The sequence below is a fragment of the Citrobacter koseri ATCC BAA-895 genome, assembly GCF_000018045.1.
GTDB lineage: Bacteria > Pseudomonadota > Gammaproteobacteria > Enterobacterales > Enterobacteriaceae > Citrobacter_B > Citrobacter_B koseri.
In genome coordinates this window covers 1,711,893-1,732,774 of sequence record NC_009792.1, presented here as the reverse complement: position 1 = coordinate 1,732,774, position 20,882 = coordinate 1,711,893, and the positions used below count along the sequence as shown (strand labels likewise).

The window sequence follows — 20,882 nt, the reverse complement described above, 5'->3', positions numbered from 1 at the left end:
GTTATATTATAACATTCCATCTTTACGCACTGATTGAGGGTGATATTTTGGCGATTCATTTTGAAAAATTAGCAGTAGCTCTGGGAATGCTTCTGGTTAGCGGACACGCGCTTGCGCATGGGCACCATTCACATGGCGCACCGCTAACGGAGATGGAGCAAAAGGCGGCAGAAGGCGTTTTTGACGATAAAAACGTGAAGGACAGGGCGCTAACGGACTGGGACGGTATGTGGCAGTCTGTTTATCCGTATCTGGTAAGCGGGGAGCTTGATCCGGTATTTAAAAAGAAAGCGGAGAAAGATAACAGCAAAACAGCCGAGGAGATTAAGGCCTATTACCGTAAAGGCTACGCCACCAATGTGGATACTATCGGCATTGAGAATGGCGTCATGGAATTTCACACCGGTAATCAGGTTGAGTCCTGCCAATACGATTATGCCGGACACAAAATCCTGACCTACGCATCCGGTAAAAAAGGCGTTCGCTATCTGTTTGAGTGTAAAGATGCGAAGAGCAACGCGCCTAAATATGTGCAGTTCAGCGATCATATTATCGCGCCGCGTAAGTCGAGCCATTTCCATATCTTTATGGGGAACACCTCCCAGCAGGCATTGCTTGAAGAAATGGATAACTGGCCAACCTATTATCCGTACCAGCTGAAGGCCGAAGAGGTCGTCGACGAGATGTTGCACCACTAAGATGTTGTTATTATGGCGGGCCCGGCAGGACCCGCCATCGTGTTGTGACGGCGTCCCAAAAGAGCGATATCTGTCATAAGTAGGGCGCCTTTGCCGGTAAATATCATGATATAACGCAACGCTATGATTTCCCTTCCCATCATTCAGTTCATTCGTTAGCATATTGTTTCGCAGTAAAGCGTATCTGTTTTTTTCAGGAAGAGGTTAACGTGTTCGCAGAGTATGGAGTTCTGAACTACTGGACGTATCTGGTTGGGGCCATTTTTATCGTGCTGGTGCCGGGGCCTAATACGATATTTGTGCTGAAAAACAGCGTCGGGCGAGGGATGAAAGGCGGGTATCTCGCCGCCAGCGGCGTGTTCATTGGCGATGCGGTGCTGATGTTTCTGGCGTACGCGGGCGTCGCAACATTAATAAAAACAACGCCGGTGCTGTTTAATATCGTTCGTTATCTCGGCGCTTTTTATCTTCTGTATCTTGGTGCGAAGATCCTTTACGCCACGCTCAAATCGAAAGGGAGCGAAGTGGCGCATGATGAGGTTCCGTTTGGCGCAATCTTTAAACGTGCCTTAATACTGAGCCTGACCAATCCCAAAGCCATCCTTTTTTACGTTTCGTTTTTCGTCCAGTTTATTGACGTCAATGCGCCGCACGCGGGGCTGTCATTTTTTATCCTGGCGACAACGCTTGAAGTGGTGAGCTTTTTCTATCTGAGCTTCCTGATTATTTCGGGCGCTTTTGTAACGCAGTACATTCGCACGAAAAAGAAACTGGCGAAGGTGGGGAATTCCCTTATCGGTTTGATTTTCGTTGGTTTTGCCGCACGTCTGGCGACGCTTCAGTCATAACGCCATCAGGCCCGCGCACTCTGTGGGCCTTCCGTAAAGATGATGCTCACCGCCACGCGCGACGGAAAAAAATAACCAATAAATGGTATTTAAAACACATCTTATGAGGCGTACCCTTTTTACAGCAGCGATTCAGTAAGATCGCTGGTTGTTACTGGAAGAGGGAATAAAATGCTTCAAATTCCACAAAATCATATCCATACACGCTCCACTCCGTTCTGGAATAAAGACACCGCGCCAGCCGGAATTTTCGAACGCCACCTTGATAAAGGAACCCGACCAGGGGTTTATCCTCGCCTGTCGGTTATGCAGGGGGCGGTCAAATATCTCGGATATGCAGATGAACACAGCCCGGAACCGGAAAAAGTGATGATCATTGAAGCCGGTCAGTTCGGCGTTTTTCCCCCGGAAAAATGGCACAACATCGAAGTGATGAGCGACGATACCTACTTTAACATCGACTTTTTTGTTGCACCGGAAGTGCTGATGGAAAGCGCCAGCCAACGAAAAGTCATTCATACCGGGAAGGAGTAAATCATGGGCAAAGCGACCTATACCGTTACCGTAACCAATAACAGCAACGGTGTTTCAGTTGATTATGAAACTGAAGCGCCGATGACACTGCTGGTCCCGGACGTTGCGGCAGAAGTGGTGAAAGATCTGGTGAACACCGTGCGCTCATACGACACCGAAAACGAGCACGACGTTTGCGGCTGGTGATCCCGTTCGGGAAGCCTGCGACCGCGATTTTTTAACCGTTACGCTAAACCGCACAGCGCTATCACGACGCTGGGCGGTTTTTTTTTCGCCTGATATCAGCATGTACCTGACAACTGAAATTAATTGAAAAGAAATATTAAGGAAACCTTAAGAACATCGCATTGTTTGTTAATGCTCTGGCATTCATAAAATATATGATTGAGCATTAAACACTGAACAGAAAATGACCACCATGAAATTTGATACTCGATTAACCTCGTCGGCTCTCGTCCTTGCGCTTGTTGCGTTGGTTATTCCTTTCACTGCGAACTGGCACGTACCTCTGCTAAATGGCGTCGTGGTGTTATGGATTGAAAATGGGCAGGCGCTATGGCTACTGTTTGGTGCGCTATTTACCGCCTGGTATATCAGGCCGTTGTCTCGCCCTGACGGCGCAAAGCAGTTTTGGCTTTGGGCGGTGGTGTGGTGGCTGGTGTTGTTAGGGCGAAGCACCAGCTGGGGGCGCGACTACTTTCCTGAACATCCCAAAATGATCTTCCGGGGGATTTCCGTCGTCCTGATCGCCGCGCTTGTGCTTCCGGTATTGATCTCAAAGACTTTGCGCCAGGAAATTGCGCGTCGGCTGCGTGAAGAATCCCTGCCGCTGTGGTTGCTAACTGTTACTGCCTGCGCGTTTTTAATTTCCGATACGGTGGAGCATCATCGGTTACTGGCGCCGCTGTTCCTGCACAGTAAACAATACACCGATTTGATTGAAGAACTGTACGAATTGCCGTTCATGATCGGGCTTTTTTTGGTTACGCTGACGTTTATGAAACGCGATAAACAAGATGAATATATTGCGTTGCAGACGGCGGAACCACAGCATGCGGAATATTGAGGTTCGCTGATGAAAACGCCCGGGTTCTTTTTCCCGAACCCGGGCTAACAGGCACAGCGCGGCTTATGCAATTGCCTCGCATAAACGCGACTTCATGTCGCTGTACGATTGGGCAGCATGGTTTTCCGCCCAGCGCTGATCGGTAATGGCTTCAACCTTCACGGCGCAGTATTTGGTTTCAGGCGTTTTCGAAATCGGATCAAGATTATCCTGAGTCAGTTCGTTACAGGCGCCTATCCACCATTGATAGGTCATATAGACCGTTCCCTGGTTAATGCGATCTGAAACATCGGCCCGGCTGATGACTTTACCGCGACGTGAACTCACCCACACCAGTTCGCGATGACGAATCCCCAGTTTTTCCGCGTCGTTTGTGTTGATTTGCACGTTGCCAGGTTCATCTGCCAGCGCCTGTAGCGCAGCACAGTTGCCGGTCATTGAGCGGCAGGAATAGTGTCCCACTTCGCGAACGGTACAGAGCACCATCGGGAACGCATCATCAGGAACTTCCGCCGGAGCCCGCCACGGCGCGGCGAATAACTTGCCTTTGCCGCTGGGCGTATCAAACTGACTATGTGCGTAAAGATACGGTGTGCCGGGGTGATCAAGGTCCGGGCACGGCCACTGCACATGCCCCATATCGCCCATTTTCTCCCAGGTGACGCCGTAGAAAAGCGGACACAGTTCGCGCATCTCATCCCAGATGTGCTGGTTACTTTCATAATGCATCGGGTAGCCCATTTCGGTCGCCAGCAGACTGATAATCTCCCAGTCGCGCTTCACATCTCCGGTGGGATCGATGGCTTTTTCAAACCGCTGGAAGCCACGGTCGGCACAGGTGAAGACGCCGCCGTGTTCGCCCCATGAGGTCGCGGGCAGGAGAACATCCGCCATTTCTGCCGTTTTGGTCATGAAAATATCCTGCACCACGATAAAGTCCAGCGCCTCGAAACCGGCCCGCACCAGCCCCAGGTCGGCCTCGGTTTGCAGCGGATCTTCCCCCATGATGTAGTAGGCTTTAATTTTGCCTTCCATCGCCAGGTGCGGCACCTCGGTAATACGCGTGCCGACTTTGTCATCCATCAGGCTGGCATCGATTCCCCAGGCTTGCGCGAATTTCTCTCTGGCGGCTGCATCCGTCACGTCCTGGTAGCCGGGGAACTGGTTAGGCAGAACGCCCATATCGCACGCTCCCTGGACGTTGTTCTGACCGCGTACCGGGCCGACGCCGACGTCAGGACGCCCCAGATTGCCCGTCAGCAGCGCCAGGCTCGACAAACCGCGCACGACGTCGACAGCCTGACCAAACTGGGTCACGCCCATTCCCCACATGACCGTGGCGGAAGGGGCGGCGGCGAACGTTCGCATCGCCTGACGCACCTGCTGGGCAGGGACGCCGGTTAAATGTTCGACGGATTCCGGGGCGTAATCTTTTACGGTCTCCCGGTAGGCCTCCAGTCCTTCCGTGTGCTTTTGTACGTACTCCGTGTCGTAAAGGTGTTCATCAAGCAGAACGTAGCCAAAGGCGTTAACCAGCGCCATATTGCAGCCGTTGTTCAGTTGCAGGTGCTGATCGGCAATACGGGCGGTTTCAATGCGCCGGGGATCGCACACAATAATTTTGGCGCCGTTCTGCCTGGCCTTAATGACTCTGCGCGCGACAATAGGGTGAGAGTCTGCGCAGTTATAGCCGAAAATCAGCAGGCATTTGGAGTTCTCTATATCGCTGATGGAGTTACTCATCGCCCCATTACCCAGCGTCTCCTGCAACCCGGCGACGGAAGGGCCGTGGCATACACGGGCGCAGCAATCGACATTGTTGGTATTGAGTACGGCGCGGGCGAATTTCTGCATGACGTAGTTGGTTTCATTCCCTGTCCCACGGGAAGAGCCCGTCGTCATAATGGCGCGGGGCCCAAAGGTTTCTTTAATGGCGGATAAGCGTTGTGCGGTATAGCGGATCGCTTCATCCCAACTGACGGGGGTAAATTTTCCGCCTTTTTGATAGCGGATCATCGGGCGGGTCAGACGTGGCGTCAGAAGCCGCGTGTCGTTAAGGAAGTCCCAGCCATAGTAGCCTTTCAGGCATAACTGGTTCTGGTTGGTTACACCCTCTGCGCCTTCGGCACGGATAATTTTGTTATTTTCAACAACAAGCTTGAGCTTGCACCCGGCCCCACAGTACGGGCACACACTGGTGATTTTTTTCATCAATAACAGACCTGTTAAAAGCTGAAATAGCGCGAATTGTAGACGAAGCCGACGCGCGACATGGCGCTGGCTTCGGTTTGTCGTAGCGACGGGCTGTTAAAGCACAAACCGTGCCAGAAACAGAAACTCAGGCGCGGCGGGGCTTGTCTGCGGAAAGATGAAGAAAATGACAGCGGATTCGTCATAAATGACGAGTAAACGTCAAAAAAAAGCCCGCACTCAGTGAGGCGGGCAAAAATACTGGAAGCAATGTGAGCAATGTCGTACTGAATACCTGAGTGATTTGCTCAACTATTCAGTAATGAGAAAGATAATCTTTATCATCTAAACTTGCAACCCCAACTTTTATGGGAGTAAATAAAAAATAATAAAAGTGACATTTATCACAAATTTCAATTCTCTGATGATGTGCTATTCTTTTTAACGGCGAGTAAACCGCTAACGTACAAACATAAGTGAGGAAAAAATGGGCATTATTTCATGGATTATCTTTGGGCTTATTGCAGGTATTCTGGCGAAGTGGATTATGCCTGGTAAGGATGGCGGCGGGTTCTTCATGACGATCATCCTGGGGATCGTCGGTGCCGTGGTAGGGGGATGGATCAGCACGTTCTTCGGGTTTGGCAAAGTTGACGGCTTCAACTTTGGCAGCTTTGCCGTAGCGGTTATCGGCGCGATTGTCGTTCTGTTTATCTACAGAAAAATCAAAAGTTAAGCGAAGTAGTTCGTAAGACGAAAAGGCTACCGTTGGTGGCCTTTATTATTTTGATAAGCCTGTTACCACCAGCCCAGGTTGGTTCCTGCCACCGCGATAATCGCAATGCCAATCATGATTAGCGTCGTTTTCTTCATCGTTACGCCCCCGGCGTGGCGTAGCCGCCGATGAAAAACCATGCCAAAAAAGTCACCGCCGTGATGAAAATTACGACAGGAAAAATAATGCCTAATTTCATGCTATCACCCGTTCTCGTTATAGGAAGACGAGCAAGGATAGCAGGGCGTCGTGCGTGACAAAAGATGTTTTAACGTCACGCTTTTCATTCTGATACGCATCGCAAGAAAACATGGAGATACAACGGCAGGCGGGTTAACCTGTCGGGGTGTAATGTTAACGGGAGTTCATATGAGATTCATGTTTGTCGCGCTGCCGTGCGCGTTGGCGCTCTCCGCCTGTTCGTCGTCATCCCAGCCCGAGGCGCCGAAACCTCCGCAGATAGGTATGGCAAACCCGGCTGCCGTCTATTGCGAACAGAAGGGCGGTACGCGAGTGCCCGTTCAAAGCCCGCAAGGGGTACGCACGGAATGTAAACTACCCGGCGGTGAAGTGATTGAAGAGTGGGATCTCTGGCGCAGAGATCATCCTGCCAGCGGTAAGTGATACCTGGCGCATCGCTTTGCGCGTGCGCCGTGTTTTGGCGGATTTTGTGTGCGAATCACAATCCGCGTAGCCAGTCGGCCAGGACAAGTGCGTGATTCTGCTCTGTGTTCTTTGCCGCATATAGCAGGGTCAGCGTCTGCTGGCGGGCAATATCCGCCAGCCGTTTACCTTCCTGCTTCTGTTGGTCGAGTTCACTCCGGTATTGCTCAGTAAAATTTTTGAAATCAATCACTTCAGAGTGAAAGGCCTTGCGTAATTCAGATGAAGGCGTCAGCGTTTTATCCCACTCGTCAAAGGCCAGATCGGTTTTTTTGACCCCTCGCGGCCACAGCCTGTCAACCAGTACACGGTAGCCGTCGCTTTTTTCTGCCGGGTCGTAGACGCGTTTACACTGAATTTTCATCCTTTTCTCTCCTCAATCCAGGCCATGACTTCATTAATCTGATTGCCGGAAAATCGTGCCGCGTCATGCTGACGTAGCAGGCTGTTTCTGAAACGTAGAACGTCATCACTATAGCACTTCGATCCTCCTCAATTTAAGGGATTGTGATAACAGTAAAAGATCGGTAGTCTGAGGTTCCTTATGTTGTCCCTCATTGCATTGACATAAGGAACGCCTCATGGAACTTTCCCCTGTTAAAGACACGCTACGTATTGCGCTGGTGGGTGATTACAACCCCGATATCGTGGCGCACCAGGCCATCCCCCTTGCTATTGATGATGCGGCCGCCGTGCTGGAGTTAATGGCGGACTATGACTGGCTGACGACGCCCGACATCAATAGTGACGAAGATTTGGTGGGCTATGATGCCATCTGGGTTGTTCCCGGCAGTCCCTATAAAAATACCGAAGGGGCATTGATTGCTATTCGCTATGCCCGTGAAAACAGCATTCCTTTTCTGGGAACCTGCGGCGGATTCCAGCACGCGATCCTCGAGTATGCCCGTAATGTGCTGGGCTGGCGCGATGCGGCGCACGCCGAAACTGATGCTTCCGGTCGGATGGTTATCGCCCCGTTGAGCTGCTCGCTGGTGGAAAAAACGGATGATATCGAACTGAGGGCGAATACGCTGGTCGCCAAAGCCTACGGGCAGGACGTTATCTCCGAAGGATATCACTGCAACTACGGGGTATCAGAGGATTTTGCCGCTGAACTTGAGAATGGCGATTTGCGGGTTACCGGGTGGGATGAGGCGGGAGACATCCGTGCCGTGGAACTGGTAACGCATCCCTTTTTCGTTGGTACGCTTTTTCAGCATGAACGTGGCGCGCTGGCGGGAAAACCCGTTCCCCTGGTGCAGGCGATGTTGCGAGCCGCACGGGGATAAAAACAGGGGCAGGTCAATGCCTGCCCGTTCGGTTATTTTGCTGCGATCTCCCGATCGCGTCCGGCATAAAGGCCGAATATCGCCATCGCGACCGCCAGAACCGCCACACCAATTAGCGGAATGTGCCAGTCGCCGTTGGCATCATGAATCTTACCCATCAACGGCGGCCCACATGCCGCCAGCAGATAGCCGACAGATTGCGCCATGCCCGAAAGCGCCGCCGCTTGGTGTGCGGAACTGGCGCGCAGCCCGATAAACGTCAGACCCAAAATCATCGTCGCGCCAGAGCCAAACCCAAACAGAATCGTCCACAGCACCGCCTGCTCCGGCACAAACCAGAACCCGGCCGCGCCGAGAGCGCACATGAGCGATACCAGCGCGGCAATACTGCGCTGATCCTTGAACCGGTGCAGGATGAGCGGAATCAACAGTCCCGGCGCAGCCGTCGCCAGTTGCAGCAGGCCGTGTAGCGATCCGGCCTGCGCTTCACTGTAGCCGTGGCTGATTAAAATCGCGGGCAGCCAGCCGATGATAACGTAATAGATAAGCGAGTTAATGCCGAGGAATAAGGTGACTTGCCAGGCGAGGGAGGATCGCCAGATGCCGCGCGAGTGTAGCGCGCGGGAGTTGCTCAGGTTGGCGGTAGCCGTGTTGCGCCACTGCGGCAGCCAGATAAGAAAGGCCAGCAGGGGAAACAGCATCAGCATTAACAGCGCGCCGCGCCAACCAAAGCCATGCAACGCCAGCGGTACGACCATTGCCGAACCCACCGCCGCTGCGGCGCCCATTGTCAATGAATAGGCGCCGGTCAGTTTTGCCACATGCTGCGAATAATCGCGTTTAATCAGCCCGGGGAGCAGCACGTTTCCCAGCGCGATACCGCAACCAATAATGGCTGTGCCGGTAAACAGGAAGCTGGCAGAAGGCAGCGAGCGCACGGCAATACCAAAGCAAATCAACAGCATGGCGGCAAACAGGCTACGTTCCATGCCGAACCGACGCGCAATGTTTGCCGCCAGCGGAGAGACCAGCGCGAAAGCCAGCAAGGGAAGCGTGGTCAGGAGGCCCGTTTGTGCGGTAGTTAGCCCGTAATCCGCACGAATCGTCTCCAGTAACGGCGCAGCGCCAGTGAAGGTAACGCGCAGCGTCGTCGCAATCATCAGAATACCGGCAATCAGTAATGCACCGTTTTTGCCGCGTAATGAAGGGGAAATAGTCATTGTTTTCTCATATCAACAGGCGAGGCGATACCTTACCGTTTTTACTCTCTGGATCAATCAAGCTAAAATGACAGTTTATCGCTAAAATCGGACAATATGATGATTGGCCTGAGACTGGATGGCTACGAGCCTGACCTTCACCATGATGCGGCTGTGGCCTTTTGCATTCGCGCTCGCGAAGATGAGCTTTTCAGTCCGCTGCATCACCATCGAAAAGGGCAACTGATCCTGGCGCTGCATGGCGCTATTACCTGCGAGGTAGAAAGCGCCATGTGGATGGTGCCGCCACAGTATGCGGTATGGGTTCCCGGCGAAATTCCCCACAGTAACCACGTCACGGCGGGGGCGGAATTATGTTTTCTGTTTATTGAGCCGGATGCGGTTGTGATGCCGGATCGCTGCTGTACGCTAAAAATAACGCCATTGTGTCGGGAGCTGATTCTGGCGCTTGCCGCGAGAACGGATATTCAGCGTACCGAGCCAATGACGCAGCGCCTGACACAGGTCTTGTTTGATGAGCTTCCACAGCAACCACAGGAGCAGATGCAGCTTCCGGTCTCCGGGCATCCCAAAATACGTCAAATGGTGGAGACGATGGCGCGTGAACCAGCCCGCTGGCAAACGCTGGGGCAGTGGGCGAGCCTGTTCGCCATGAGCGAACGCAATCTTGCCCGACTGGTGGTAAAGGAAACCGGCCTGAGCTTTCGTCGCTGGCGTCACCAGTTGCAGCTTATTCTGGCGTTGCAGGCGTTGATTGACGGACACAGCGTGCAGCACGTCGCCCAAACGCTGGGTTATGATTCAACGACCGCGTTTATCACCATGTTTAAAAAGGGGCTGGGGCAAACGCCAGGCCGTTATCTGGCCGGGCTTACTGCTTCCCAATAATCAGCGACACCAGGCCTGCGGCAATGAGCGGGCCGACCGGCACGCCCCGGAACAGTGCAACGCCCAGTACCGTTCCCACCAGTAAACCCGCGACCAGCTGCGGCTGGCTTCCCATCAGCGTAACGCCGCGCCCGCCCAGCCAGGAGACGAAGACGCCAATGGCGATGGCAACCAGTGATTTCCAGTTGACGAAGGAGTGAATGAGCGTAGAGGGAGGCAGCGAACCGCTGGCGATCGGCGCCATGACGCCGATAGTCAGGATAATGATCCCGACGGTCAGCCCCTGTTTCTCAATCCACGGGAAAAACGTATTGAGTGGGGTAACGCGGACAATGATCAACACCAGAATTGAAACGGCGACAGTGGTGTTATGGCTGATAAAGCCCAGCGCTGCCAGTCCAAGCAGGATCAGCAGAGTGACATCAAACATCGTGGTTTCCTTGCCAGAGAAAGATAAGCCTGCTTACTGTACGCGCAAATACGTGAGTGAACAGGCTTTTTTATCAATAACGGCACATTTTCAGGCGAATGCCTGAGGAGAATTTTCCGGGCAGGCCAGGCTTGCTGTCATTAAATTGCCATTAATTCGATTTATCAATAACAGGTGAGCCGTTTTCTCTGTCGCAACGGGGTGAAACCATGAACGATCATATGCTGATTGAAACGCTGATCATTACCTCATCATTTTTCGCTATTGCCGCGGTGATTGTGATTTCCGTACTGGTGCTGGAAAGACGTTTCTGAGCCGTTATTGCGCTCGGCGAAAGTTGACCAGTTCCGGCTGCGCAATGCGCAGGTAATCGTCGGTATTCATAATGACCGATTTTTCCAGCACGCCGGCGTTAAACGCGATTTCGTTGAAGCGCTCGAACAACAGCGGATCGGCCACCAGCTTCAGGTTAGGGTGGAAGCTAAAAGGGGGGATCGCGCCAAAGACGCAGCCGGTCAGCGCATCCACCTCGGCAGGGCTGGCAAGCGAAGCTCTTAGTCCGCCGAGATGGTTTGCGAGTTGGGCGAGATCGGCCTGCTGGTCAGCGGAAAGGATCGCCAGGACATGTTGATTGACGCCATTGCCTTTCACTTTACACACCAGCGCTTTTGCCCCCTGGCCTAGTGCGGTGCCGCGAATTTCCGAAACCGCTTCGCACTTACCGACCGCCTCGTGGCTGAGTACACGATAAGTGGCGCCTTCCTGCGATAAAAGGGTAATCAAACGCTGGTGAGCCGTGATCCCCTTAGCGACTTCATTCATTATTCACTCCCAATATTGCGATGAAGTTTTAACGGCAAAAGGGTATCACAAACGTGCATGATTTTGTTGTTTGTTGAGATAGAGTTGCTCATCAGAGGCCTTGTATGCGTCCTGGATCGTATCCTCAGGCTGCATATGATAAAGTCCAGCGGAAAAACTAATCACCTTATCTGGCGCGATGATTCGCAACTTATTGGCAATACGCTCAGGTAAAGTTGTTGCCGGTACAACTGAATCGATAAGAATTACACAAAATTCATCACCTCCCAATCTTATTGCGTAATCAGTTTTACGCACCGATGCTTCAATGGCTTTTGCCAGCAATGTAATTGTGCGATCGCCTTCCTGATGCCCCTGCGTGTCGTTAATGACTTTCAACCTATCCAGATCGATGGCGATAAACGTCACGGAGGTGCCTGTGTTGACCAGTCGCTGCAAACGCTGTTCAAGCTGCGGTGTCAGGATTTTACGGTTATAGAGGCCGGTCATCGCATCGCTGATATTTTCACGATTGACATTATGGTAAAGGCGAAAATGCATTCTGACCATGTTCAGTAACGTAGCGGTAACGAGCAGGTAAAAGGCGAACAGTTTCCATGATGAGACAATAAAATACAGGATGTCGAGAGATAATGTGACACGGATTCCGCCTGGCAGGTCGTGGACATAATTAACATAATTAAAGAGGTTATTTTCGCTCTGATGGACAATGATTTTTTTCTCTGAATTCAGGTCGAACAGAGTCGCGTCCAGATAGCGCCAGACCAGTGGACGATCCTGAGTGTAAAAAATATTCTTCAGGTTATCCTGGTTAATATCCACCATTACTATGCCTTTTAACTTTCCATGTAGATAAACGGGAGTTAAAAAACTCATCACATTTTTTTCAGTAAGATCGTCCTGATAAATGCTTGAGAGCACTGTTCGCCCTGTGAATTGACCATCAATATCGTTACGGTTGATTCCCAGTGTTCCTTTTCGCAGAAAAGACCAGTGGTGCATAAAAAATTGTCTGGAGTCAATCAGGTTATAGAAATAGACGTAGCGTTTTTTAATATCCAGATAGTAGTGGAATTTATCTTCTACAGTGCCCAGCCCTTTACCATAATCCTTCTGGTTACGATTCGCGGCCACCGCCTGATCAAAAGCGAACAACAGAGGAGCGTCGTCAGCTACGATCGCGCAGTTTGCCTCGGCGGTTTGCAGTGTTCCATGTAGCGATGGGTTATTATGAGTGGTGAGATTGATGCCGTGGGTATTGCGACCTGTTTCAAATCCGCGGCATAACGCATATTGTTGTTCATCGGATGGCGGTGTTTTGGGCTCCGTGAACGTGCGCATTAAATGAGCTGCAATGCTCTGATTCTGGTACTTGTCATACAAAAATGAAGAGTCTGCCTTTTCGATGATATAGCCCATATAGGCATTCATCGCCCTGTCACTGGCGATCAGTTCATAAGCCAGAAAAGAGGACGTCAGTACAATGACGCTTGCGGAGATAAAGAGCCTGAGCGCTTTATGATGCAATTTCATGATGAATAACAGTTTTCAAAGGGCGACGCTTCAGTTTATCACAGTGGCGATGTTCTCTCTAACAGCGCCTTCGTCCTCTTTTGTGTTATGAAATAAAAATCATTCTCATACTTCCCCTTTTTCTCTTAATGTTGTATTTATAATGCAACTTATCAGGAAGGAGGGTGCGCGATGAGTGCGAATGAAAAAGCGGGCCATACGTTTTTAGCTAGCCTGGGCAAAACCCGTCTGCGTCCGGGCGGCATTGAGGCGACGGAGTGGCTGTTCAGCCAGTCTCAGCTGACGCCGGGCAGCCAGGTGCTGGAAGTGGCATGCAATATGGCGACGACCGCCATTGAGTTGGTGCAACGTTTTGGTTGTTCGGTCTACGCCATCGATATGGATAAAAACGCGCTGGCAAACGCGCGGAACAATGTTGCGGCGCACGGGCTGGAAAATCACATCCATGTCATGGCCGCCAATGCCAACAGCTTACCCTTTGCCGATAACAGTTTCGATGTCGTGATTAACGAGGCCATGCTCACCATGTATGCCGACAAAGCGAAAGCAAAGCTGATCGGTGAATATTATCGGGTTCTGAAGCCGGGTGGCCGTCTCTTAACGCACGATATTATGCTGACCAGCCAGAAGCTGGCGGAAGGTGAGCAGAACCAGCTTCAGCATGTGGTGAAATCGAATGTAAGCCCGATGACCAAACAAGGCTGGCGCGATCTGTTGCTGGATTCCGGGTTTGAGCAGGTTTTACAGCAAAACGGTGAAATGTCGCTGATGTCTCCGCGAGGGTTGATTCGCGATGAAGGGCTGAAAGGGGCGCTTAAAATTGTTTATAACGGGCTGTGCATCCGTGACAATCGCAGCCGTTTTATCAAGATGTTTCGCTTCTTTAAATCACAGCGCCATCAGTTGAATTACATTGTCTGCTGTTCGGTTAAGGGGAAATAAAGAAAAGCCAGAACAGGGTTCTGGCTTTTTACTGACCTGACGGACTGATTTCTAGTCTTTACTTGTCGTACTTTGTTTCTGGAACAGTTCACGGAAGACCGGATAGATATCATCCTGGTCGCGGATATGCTGCATCGCAAAGTTATCAAAGGTCGATTGCAGATGCTCATATTCGCGCCATAAGGTCTGGTGGGCGCGGCGGGTGATTTCGATATAGCTGTAATAGCGCACCACCGGCAGCAGTTTTTTCGCCAGAATCTCATGACACAGCGGAGAGTCATCTGCCCAGTTATCGCCATCCGAAGCCTGCGCCGCGTAGATATTCCACTGCGCCGGGTCGTAGCGATCTTTCACTACCTCATCCATCAATTTCAGGGCGCTGGAGACGATAGTGCCCCCGGTTTCCTGGGAGTAGAAGAACTCATGCTCATCCACCTCTTTTGCCTGCGTATGGTGGCGGATATAGACCACTTCAACGTTCTTATAGGTTCGACTGAGGAACAGGTAGAGCAGGATATAAAAACGTTTGGCCATATCTTTGGTGGCCTGATCCATCGAACCGGATACGTCCATCAGGCAGAACATCACGGCCTGGCTGGAAGGGTCAGGGCGCTTTTCATAATTTTTGTAGCGTAAATCAAAGGTGTCGATAAAGGGGACACGGTCGATTTTTGCCCGCAGTTCAGCAATCTCTTTACGTAGCCGCTCCTCTTCCAGCAACTGCGCGGGTTCGCTTTTGGTGATGATGTCCAGGTCGTCCTCAAGCGCGCGCAGCTCCCGACGTTTACCCGCAGTCATCGCCGTGCGGCGCGCCAGAGAGTTTTGCAGGGAACGCACCACGCTGATGTTGGCCGGAACGCCGTTGGAGGTAAAACCCGCGCGGTGGGTTTTATACTCAGTAAGCTGCCGTTGCTGATTTTTTTTCAGGTTAGGCAGCGCTAAATCTTCAAAGAGCAGATCCAGATACTCATCTTTGGAAATCTGAAAGACGAATTCATCCTGACCCTCACCATCCTGACTGGCCTGGTCTTGCCCACTCCCGGAACCACCGCCGCCACCTTGTGGACGCTCAATGCGATCGTTCTGTACGAAATGATCGTTGCCGGGGTGTACGCGATGGCGCAAGCCGCCCCGTCCCTGATGAAACATCGGTTCGCTGATGTCATCCGTCGGGATTGAAACGGACTCGCCGCTCTCTACATCGGTCACCGAACGTTTATTAATGGCCTCGGAGATCGACTGTTTAATTTGCGCTTTATAACGGCGTAAGAAGCGCTGGCGGTTCACCATGCTCTTGTTTTTACCGTTAAGACGCCGGTCAATAAACCAGGTCATAAGCCCCCCGTACTGCATTTGCCAACTTACGCTTCATCCTTCAAGTTGTCTCTGCGTTGGCTGTATTCGCTCACCCCAGTCACGTACTTATGTACGCTCCTGGGGATTCACTCATTTGCCGCCTTGATACCTCTTGAATGATTTCGCGTACAAAAGAATTGTTGGCCCGGTAAACGGATAAAATTTTCCGGGCCATTTATGCTGTTAAGACGATTTACGTACGCGCAGATACCATTCGCACAGCAGGCGAACCTGCTTACGGGTATAACCTTTCTCCATCATGCGGTCGACAAAATCGTCGTGTTTTTTCTGCTCGTCGGTTGAGGTTTTCGCGTTAAACGAAATCACCGGCAGCAGCTCCTCGGTATTTGAGAACATTTTCTTCTCAATAACCGTGCGCAGTTTTTCGTAACTGGTCCAGTTTGGATTGCGACCGCTGTTATTCGCTCTGGCACGCAGAACGAAGTTGACTATCTCGTTACGGAAATCTTTCGGGTTGCTGATGCCCGCCGGTTTTTCGATTTTCTCCAGTTCAGCGTTCAGTGACTCGCGGTCAAAGAGCTGGCCGGTATCCGGGTCGCGGTATTCCTGATCCTGAATCCAGAAATCCGCATAGGTGACATAACGATCAAAAATGTTCTGTCCGTACTCGGAATAGGATTCCAGATAGGCGGTCTGGATCTCTTTGCCAATAAACTCGGCGTATTTCGGGATCAGATAACCCTTCAGGAACTCCAGATAGCGCTCAGCCAGCTCCTGCGGGAACTGTTCGCGCTCGATCTGCTGCTCCAGTACGTAGAACAAATGCACCGGGTTGGCGGCCACTTCGGCATGGTCAAAGTTAAACACGCGGGAGAGGATCTTAAACGCGAAACGCGTGGACAGACCGTTCATCCCTTCATCGACGCCGGCGTAGTCCCGGTATTCCTGATAGGACTTCGCTTTCGGGTCGGTATCTTTCAGGCTTTCGCCATCATAGACGCGCATTTTCGAGTAGATGCTCGAGTTTTCCGGCTCTTTCAGACGAGAAAGAATCGAGAAGCGCGACAGGGTTTCCAGCGTACCCGGCGCGCATGGCGCATGAGTCAGCTCACTGTGATTCAGCAGCTTCTCGTAGATTTTGATCTCTTCGGAAATGCGTAAGCAATACGGCACCTTCACGATGTAAACACGGTCGAGGAAGGCTTCGTTATTTTTGTTGTTGCGGAAAGTCACCCATTCGGATTCGTTCGAGTGGGCAAGAATAATACCGTTAAACGGCAGGGCGGAGATACCTTCCGTCCCGTTATAGTTACCTTCCTGAGTGGCGGTCAGCAGAGGATGCAGCACTTTAATCGGTGCTTTAAACATCTCGACGAACTCCATGATCCCCTGGTTAGCGCGGCACAGCGCGCCGGAATAACCATAGGCATCCGGGTCGTTTTGCGCGTGGTGTTCGAGTTTACGAATATCCACCTTGCCGACCAGCGCGGAAATATCCTGGTTGTTTTCATCGCCGGGTTCTGTTTTGGCGATAGCAATCTGTTCCAGAATGGACGGCCAGACTTTGATGACGCGGAATTTGGTAATATCCCCGCCGAACTCATGCAGACGTTTCGCGGCCCACGGCGACATAATGGTGCCGAGATAGCGGCGCGGAATGCCGTACTCTTTTTCCAGAATCTGCGCGTCCTCCTGCGGATTAAACAGGCATAACGGGTGATCGTTTACCGGACTACGCTCACCGTTGGCGCTCAGAACATAAATAGGCACATGCTGCATCAAAGATTTCAGTCGCTCGGCCAGCGACGATTTACCGCCCCCTACAGGCCCCAACAGATACAGGATCTGTTTCTTCTCTTCCAGCCCCTGAGCCGCGTGTTTCAGATAAGAGACAATCTGTTCAATCGCGTCTTCCATGCCGTAAAACTCTTCGAATGCGGGATAGCGAGCGATGACCCGGTTCGAAAAGAGTCGAGAAAGTCGAGGTTCCTGGGCAGTATCGACCATGACAGGCTCACCAATAGCCATCAGTAGCCGCTCTGCCGCGTTGGCATAAGCACTGCGATCTTGCCGACAAGTGGTAAGAAACTCCTGCAGTGTGAACTCTTCGTCCTTGGCAGCTTCATAGCGCTGGCGATAGTGATCGAATATATTCATGGTATGCCGTCCTTTCGTTTTTTAGCACATGGTAAGAGCCGTTCATATGAATAGTAGAGGCTCCCGGAAGAGGTAACTGAACGACGTCTCTACTGATAAACAGCAACTCTCATGCCACAACGCAGAGCAAGAGATCAACGTGCCCGGTGATACACCTTCTTAAAATTAAGCGTAGATGGCATTTGCAAAACTTGCCTGTGCGCATAAATGAATTTCAATGGCATATCAATAACTCATCCGCTAAAAGTGCATGGTTATGTAAAGAAAAGAGATGAAAGTCATCCCGCGTTCATCCGACTGCAAGCAAACTGTCATCCACTATTGAGAAATTAACCGGTTACAGAGAGTGAAACGAATAAGTAAAATAGTTGGGTTGAAACGTATTGGCAGTTACACTTTTGGCGCTAAACATTTGAATAAGGAATATGGATTGTGACCAAACTCAAACTTCTGGCATTTGGCGTGCTTATCGCCACATCAGCTGGCGTAGCGCAAGCTGAAAACGACTTGACGCTGGGCGCTGGCGTTGGTGTGGTTGAACATCCTTACAAAGATTACGATGCTGATGTGTATCCGGTGCCGGTTATCAACTATGAAAGTGATAACTTCTGGTTCCGGGGCCTGGGCGGCGGATACTACCTGTGGAACGACAAAGCGGATAAATTGTCGATTACCGCGTACTGGTCTCCGCTGTACTTTAAGCCAGGCGACAGCGACGATCGCCGACTGCGCGAACTCGACAAGCGTAAGAGCACCATGATGGCGGGCCTGTCTTACATCCACAATACCGAATACGGTTTCCTGCGCACCACGCTGGCGGGCGATACGCTGGATAACAGCAACGGCATCGTGTGGGATCTGGCCTGGTTGTACCGTTATACCAATGGCGCGCTGACGCTGACGCCGGGCATTGGCGTGCAGTGGAACAGCGAAAACCAGAACGAATACTACTATGGCGTTTCGCGCAAAGAGTCCTCGCGCAGCGGCCTGCGTAGCTACGATCCAGAAAGCGGCTGGAACCCGTACCTGGAAATCAGCGCTAACTACAACTTCCTCGGGGACTGGAGCGTTTACGGTACAGCGCGTTATACCCGTTTGTCGGATGAAGTGACCGACAGCCCGATGGTTGATAAATCCTGGACCGGCCTGATCTCAACCGGGATCACCTATAAGTTCTGATTGTGCATTTTTACAGTGCAATTCGTGCATCAAAACAGGGCGCTTGCGCCCTGTTTTGCTTTGCGGTGGTGCATTGATGGGGAGGATGCGATGACAGGACGTGGTACATGGGTGAGAATGCCAGCGCAGAGATGTACGCAGACGGCGGTGCCGACAGGTTGCAGGCCGGATAAGATGCGTCAGCATCGTCATCCGGCATCAGTCAAGCCTTAACGTTTTGCGACGCGAATTGTTTGCACCAGGCGAGACGGTTTTTCTTCGCTGGCTTTTTGCGGCGCGGTGGCATAAGCCGTTTCCACACAGACAAAGGTTTTGTAGCCATCATCCGGCATGTCGCCCATGCTGGCGGCGAGTGCCGGGCCAGGGTTCCATCCCACAACGTTAATGTTGTGATGGTGGATGACGTCAATGTTGCGGTTCAGCGCATCATCATGGATGACGCTACAGGCTTCCGGGTTCAGGTAAACGCGGTCAGTACGATCCGGGAACGTCTGGACGCCGTCTGCCAGCACATCTTCTTTGGCGTCGTTCACTTTATCAATGAAACGGTCGCCAAGGCCGCTGACCTTAACTGCGGAGATATCGCCGACGTTAAAGTAGGTGTGCAGGGCAGACGTGGTTTCGAATTCGCCGTGGGCTTCCAGTTCGATCTCACAGGTTTTACCCACTTTGAAGCGCGCAAGCAGGGTGAAATCGTGCGGCCAGTACTGGCGAGTCGCCTCACTGCTCTGTAGCTCAAATGTCAGTACCGCGCCGTTGTCGTCTTCGTTGTGGGCTTTCAGCGCCCACGGCAGGTTACGGGCAAAGCCGTGAGACGGCAGACCCTGCTGCGCAGAGGGGCCAAACCACGGCCAGCAGATCGGTACGCCGCCACGCAGCGCAACGCCTGTTTTAAACGGTGTGTTGTTGCTCAGCCACAGCACTTCTTCGGCGCCTGCTGGTTTCCAGGAGAGCAAATGTGCGCCCTGGAGTGCAAAAGACGCCTTAACTTGCGGGTGATCGACGACGATCACGTCAAGCTCGTCGAGCTGGCGGCGGGAGAGGACAGGGGTAATTTGTTTGATGACCGGGAGAGCGAAAATTGTGTTAATCATGATGCAATCCTTGGAGTTGAAAACTCTTAGCCATAAAAAAAGGCGACCGGAGGTCGCCTTTTGGGATCAATTTCTCATCTCAACTTATTTGGAGATGTGAGCAATCAGATCCAGAACTTTGTTGGAGTAGCCGGTTTCGTTGTCGTACCAGGAGACCAGTTTCACGAAGTTGTCGTTCAGCGCGATACCTGCTTTAGCATCGAACACGGAAGTGCACACTTCGCCGTTGAAATCGGTAGATACTACGTCGTCTTCGGTGTAACCCAGAACGCCTTTCATCGGGCCTTCGGAAGCAGCTTTGATCGCTTTCTTAATGTCTTCGTAAGAAGCCGCTTTTTCCAGACGAACGGTCAGGTCAACAACGGATACGTTCGGAGTCGGAACGCGGAACGCCATACCAGTCAGTTTGCCGTTCAGTTCCGGCAGCACTTTACCTACCGCTTTAGCAGCACCGGTAGAGGACGGGATGATGTTCTGAGCCGCGCCACGGCCGCCGCGCCAGTCTTTGTGAGACGGGCCGTCAACGGTTTTCTGAGTAGCGGTGGTCGCGTGAACGGTGGTCATCAGACCTTCGATGATGCCGAAGTTGTCGTTGATAACTTTAGCCAGCGGCGCCAGGCAGTTAGTGGTGCAGGATGCGTTGGAAACGATGTCCTGGCCTTCGTATTTGTCAAAGTTAGCGCCTTTAACAAACATCGGAGTGTTGTCTTTGGACGGACCTGTCAGAACCACTTTTTTCGCGCCAGCAGTGATGTGCTTACGTGCGGTTTCGTCAGTCAGGAAGATACCGGTAGCTTCAGCAACTACGTCAACACCAACTTCGTCCCATTTCAGGTTAGCCGGATCACGTTCAGCGGTAACACGGATTTTTTTACCGTTAACGATCAGATGACCGTCTTTCACTTCAACGGTGCCATCGAAACGACCGTGAGTGGAGTCATATTTCAGCATGTAAGCCATGTATTCAGCGTCTAACAGATCGTTGATTGCAACAATCTCAATGTCAGAACGTTTCTGAGCAGCACGGAAAACAATGCGACCGATACGGCCAAAACCGTTGATACCTACTTTGATAGTCATATATTCCACCAGCTATTTGTTAGTGAATAAAAGGTTGCCTGTAAAATTACAAAAACCTTACGCAGCGTCAAGCGGAATCGTGTCAATCATTGCGACAAATCAATCCTCTGTACAAGCTTTGCACGGCTGACTCGCCTCACTCTTCCTTTCGGCTTGA

The 20,882-nt window shown here is 51.7% G+C and carries 22 protein-coding genes and 1 pseudogene; 12 read left to right on the top strand and 11 right to left on the bottom strand.

Annotated features, from left to right (window positions below):
• Positions 1-86: 86 nt before the first annotated feature.
• From zinT to CKO_RS07750, 5 genes are all read left to right on the top strand, one after another.
• On the top strand, positions 87-698 hold the full coding sequence (gene zinT / locus CKO_RS07770) for a metal-binding protein ZinT (RefSeq protein ID WP_012132692.1): 612 nt from the start codon (positions 87-89) through the stop codon (positions 696-698).
• Between the two features lie 209 nt (positions 699-907).
• Positions 908-1,546 carry a leucine efflux protein LeuE gene (gene leuE, locus CKO_RS07765; protein ID WP_012132690.1) on the top strand — a complete coding sequence of 213 codons (639 nt, stop codon included), beginning with the start codon at positions 908-910 and terminating at the stop codon, positions 1,544-1,546.
• Positions 1,547-1,717: 171 nt separating this feature from the next.
• Positions 1,718-2,080, top strand: coding sequence for a DUF1971 domain-containing protein YeaR (gene yeaR, locus CKO_RS07760; protein WP_024130400.1), 363 nt, complete (start codon positions 1,718-1,720; stop codon positions 2,078-2,080).
• A gap of 3 nt (positions 2,081-2,083) precedes the next feature.
• Positions 2,084-2,266: a DUF1869 domain-containing protein gene (locus CKO_RS07755; protein WP_012132688.1), complete on the top strand. Its 183-nt coding sequence runs from the start codon at positions 2,084-2,086 to the stop codon at positions 2,264-2,266.
• Positions 2,267-2,498: 232 nt separating this feature from the next.
• Positions 2,499-3,146 (top strand): hypothetical protein, encoded by a 648-nt coding sequence (locus tag CKO_RS07750; RefSeq protein ID WP_024130399.1) that lies wholly within the window; start codon positions 2,499-2,501, stop codon positions 3,144-3,146.
• A 63-nt stretch (positions 3,147-3,209) separates the two neighbouring features.
• Here the strand turns inward: CKO_RS07750 and fdhF are convergent, their stop codons facing one another.
• A complete protein-coding gene (fdhF, locus tag CKO_RS07745) occupies positions 3,210-5,357 on the bottom strand; it encodes a formate dehydrogenase subunit alpha (RefSeq protein ID WP_012132686.1) in 2,148 nt (715 codons plus the stop codon).
• Positions 5,358-5,823: 466 nt separating this feature from the next.
• Here fdhF and CKO_RS07740 point away from each other — a divergent pair, with 466 nt between their 5' ends.
• Positions 5,824-6,072, top strand: a complete 249-nt coding sequence (locus CKO_RS07740; protein WP_012132684.1) for a GlsB/YeaQ/YmgE family stress response membrane protein — start codon at positions 5,824-5,826, stop codon at positions 6,070-6,072.
• 139 nt (positions 6,073-6,211) lie between these two features.
• Here the strand turns inward: CKO_RS07740 and CKO_RS23310 are convergent, their stop codons facing one another.
• Complete coding sequence (locus CKO_RS23310) at positions 6,212-6,310, bottom strand: YoaK family small membrane protein (protein WP_024130398.1); 99 nt, start codon at positions 6,308-6,310, stop codon at positions 6,212-6,214.
• Between the two features lie 170 nt (positions 6,311-6,480).
• Here CKO_RS23310 and CKO_RS07730 point away from each other — a divergent pair, with 170 nt between their 5' ends.
• Entirely contained in the window at positions 6,481-6,735 is a 255-nt protein-coding gene (locus CKO_RS07730) for a putative hemolysin (RefSeq protein ID WP_024130397.1), read from the top strand.
• Between the two features lie 55 nt (positions 6,736-6,790).
• Here CKO_RS07730 and CKO_RS07725 read toward each other — a convergent pair whose 3' ends face one another.
• On the bottom strand, positions 6,791-7,138 hold the full coding sequence (locus CKO_RS07725) for a DUF488 domain-containing protein (protein ID WP_012132682.1): 348 nt from the start codon (positions 7,136-7,138) through the stop codon (positions 6,791-6,793).
• 217 nt (positions 7,139-7,355) lie between these two features.
• Between CKO_RS07725 and CKO_RS07720 the strand changes: the two genes are divergently transcribed.
• Positions 7,356-8,063, top strand: coding sequence for a CTP synthase C-terminal region-related (seleno)protein (locus CKO_RS07720; protein ID WP_012132680.1), 708 nt, complete (start codon positions 7,356-7,358; stop codon positions 8,061-8,063).
• A 32-nt stretch (positions 8,064-8,095) separates the two neighbouring features.
• Here the strand turns inward: CKO_RS07720 and CKO_RS07715 are convergent, their stop codons facing one another.
• A complete protein-coding gene (locus tag CKO_RS07715; protein WP_012132679.1) occupies positions 8,096-9,283 on the bottom strand; it encodes a CynX/NimT family MFS transporter in 1,188 nt (395 codons plus the stop codon).
• A gap of 99 nt (positions 9,284-9,382) precedes the next feature.
• Here CKO_RS07715 and CKO_RS07710 point away from each other — a divergent pair.
• Positions 9,383-10,172, top strand: a pseudogene (locus CKO_RS07710) (AraC family transcriptional regulator); the annotation flags it as partial.
• Here the strand turns inward: CKO_RS07710 and CKO_RS07705 are convergent.
• Entirely contained in the window at positions 10,155-10,601 is a 447-nt protein-coding gene (locus tag CKO_RS07705; protein WP_012132677.1) for a DUF441 domain-containing protein, read from the bottom strand. The pseudogene CKO_RS07710 and the gene CKO_RS07705 sit on opposite strands and share 18 nt — an antisense overlap.
• Positions 10,602-10,810: 209 nt before the next feature.
• On the opposite strand from CKO_RS07705, the gene yoaI reads away from it, so the two are divergent.
• Positions 10,811-10,915, top strand: a complete 105-nt coding sequence (gene yoaI, locus CKO_RS23305) for a small membrane protein YoaI (RefSeq protein WP_096753847.1) — start codon at positions 10,811-10,813, stop codon at positions 10,913-10,915.
• 4 nt (positions 10,916-10,919) lie between these two features.
• On the opposite strand, the gene CKO_RS07700 is transcribed toward yoaI, so the two are convergent.
• Both CKO_RS07700 and dgcJ read right to left on the bottom strand, forming a co-directional pair.
• Positions 10,920-11,423, bottom strand: coding sequence for a YbaK/prolyl-tRNA synthetase associated domain-containing protein (locus CKO_RS07700; protein WP_012132676.1), 504 nt, complete (start codon positions 11,421-11,423; stop codon positions 10,920-10,922).
• 45 nt (positions 11,424-11,468) lie between these two features.
• On the bottom strand, positions 11,469-12,956 hold the full coding sequence (gene dgcJ / locus CKO_RS07695) for a diguanylate cyclase DgcJ (protein WP_012132675.1): 1,488 nt from the start codon (positions 12,954-12,956) through the stop codon (positions 11,469-11,471).
• A gap of 171 nt (positions 12,957-13,127) precedes the next feature.
• On the opposite strand from dgcJ, the gene CKO_RS07690 reads away from it, so the two are divergent.
• On the top strand, positions 13,128-13,898 hold the full coding sequence (locus tag CKO_RS07690; protein ID WP_012132674.1) for a class I SAM-dependent methyltransferase: 771 nt from the start codon (positions 13,128-13,130) through the stop codon (positions 13,896-13,898).
• Between the two features lie 51 nt (positions 13,899-13,949).
• Here CKO_RS07690 and CKO_RS07685 read toward each other — a convergent pair whose 3' ends face one another.
• Positions 13,950-15,233, bottom strand: a complete 1,284-nt coding sequence (locus CKO_RS07685) for a YeaH/YhbH family protein (RefSeq protein ID WP_024130395.1) — start codon at positions 15,231-15,233, stop codon at positions 13,950-13,952.
• Positions 15,234-15,437: 204 nt separating this feature from the next.
• Positions 15,438-17,372 (bottom strand): protein kinase YeaG, encoded by a 1,935-nt coding sequence (yeaG, locus tag CKO_RS07680; protein WP_012132672.1) that lies wholly within the window; start codon positions 17,370-17,372, stop codon positions 15,438-15,440.
• 432 nt (positions 17,373-17,804) lie between these two features.
• Here yeaG and CKO_RS07675 point away from each other — a divergent pair, with 432 nt between their 5' ends.
• Positions 17,805-18,551: a MipA/OmpV family protein gene (locus CKO_RS07675; protein WP_012132670.1), complete on the top strand. Its 747-nt coding sequence runs from the start codon at positions 17,805-17,807 to the stop codon at positions 18,549-18,551.
• A 209-nt stretch (positions 18,552-18,760) separates the two neighbouring features.
• Here the strand turns inward: CKO_RS07675 and CKO_RS07670 are convergent, their stop codons facing one another.
• Together CKO_RS07670 and gapA are read right to left on the bottom strand one after the other, a co-directional pair.
• Complete coding sequence (locus CKO_RS07670) at positions 18,761-19,645, bottom strand: D-hexose-6-phosphate mutarotase (RefSeq protein WP_012132667.1); 885 nt, start codon at positions 19,643-19,645, stop codon at positions 18,761-18,763.
• Positions 19,646-19,729: 84 nt separating this feature from the next.
• The gene (gene gapA, locus CKO_RS07665) at positions 19,730-20,725 is read right to left on the bottom strand and encodes a glyceraldehyde-3-phosphate dehydrogenase (RefSeq protein ID WP_012132666.1); all 996 of its coding nucleotides are present in this window, start codon (positions 20,723-20,725) and stop codon (positions 19,730-19,732) included.
• Positions 20,726-20,882: the final 157 nt, after the last annotated feature.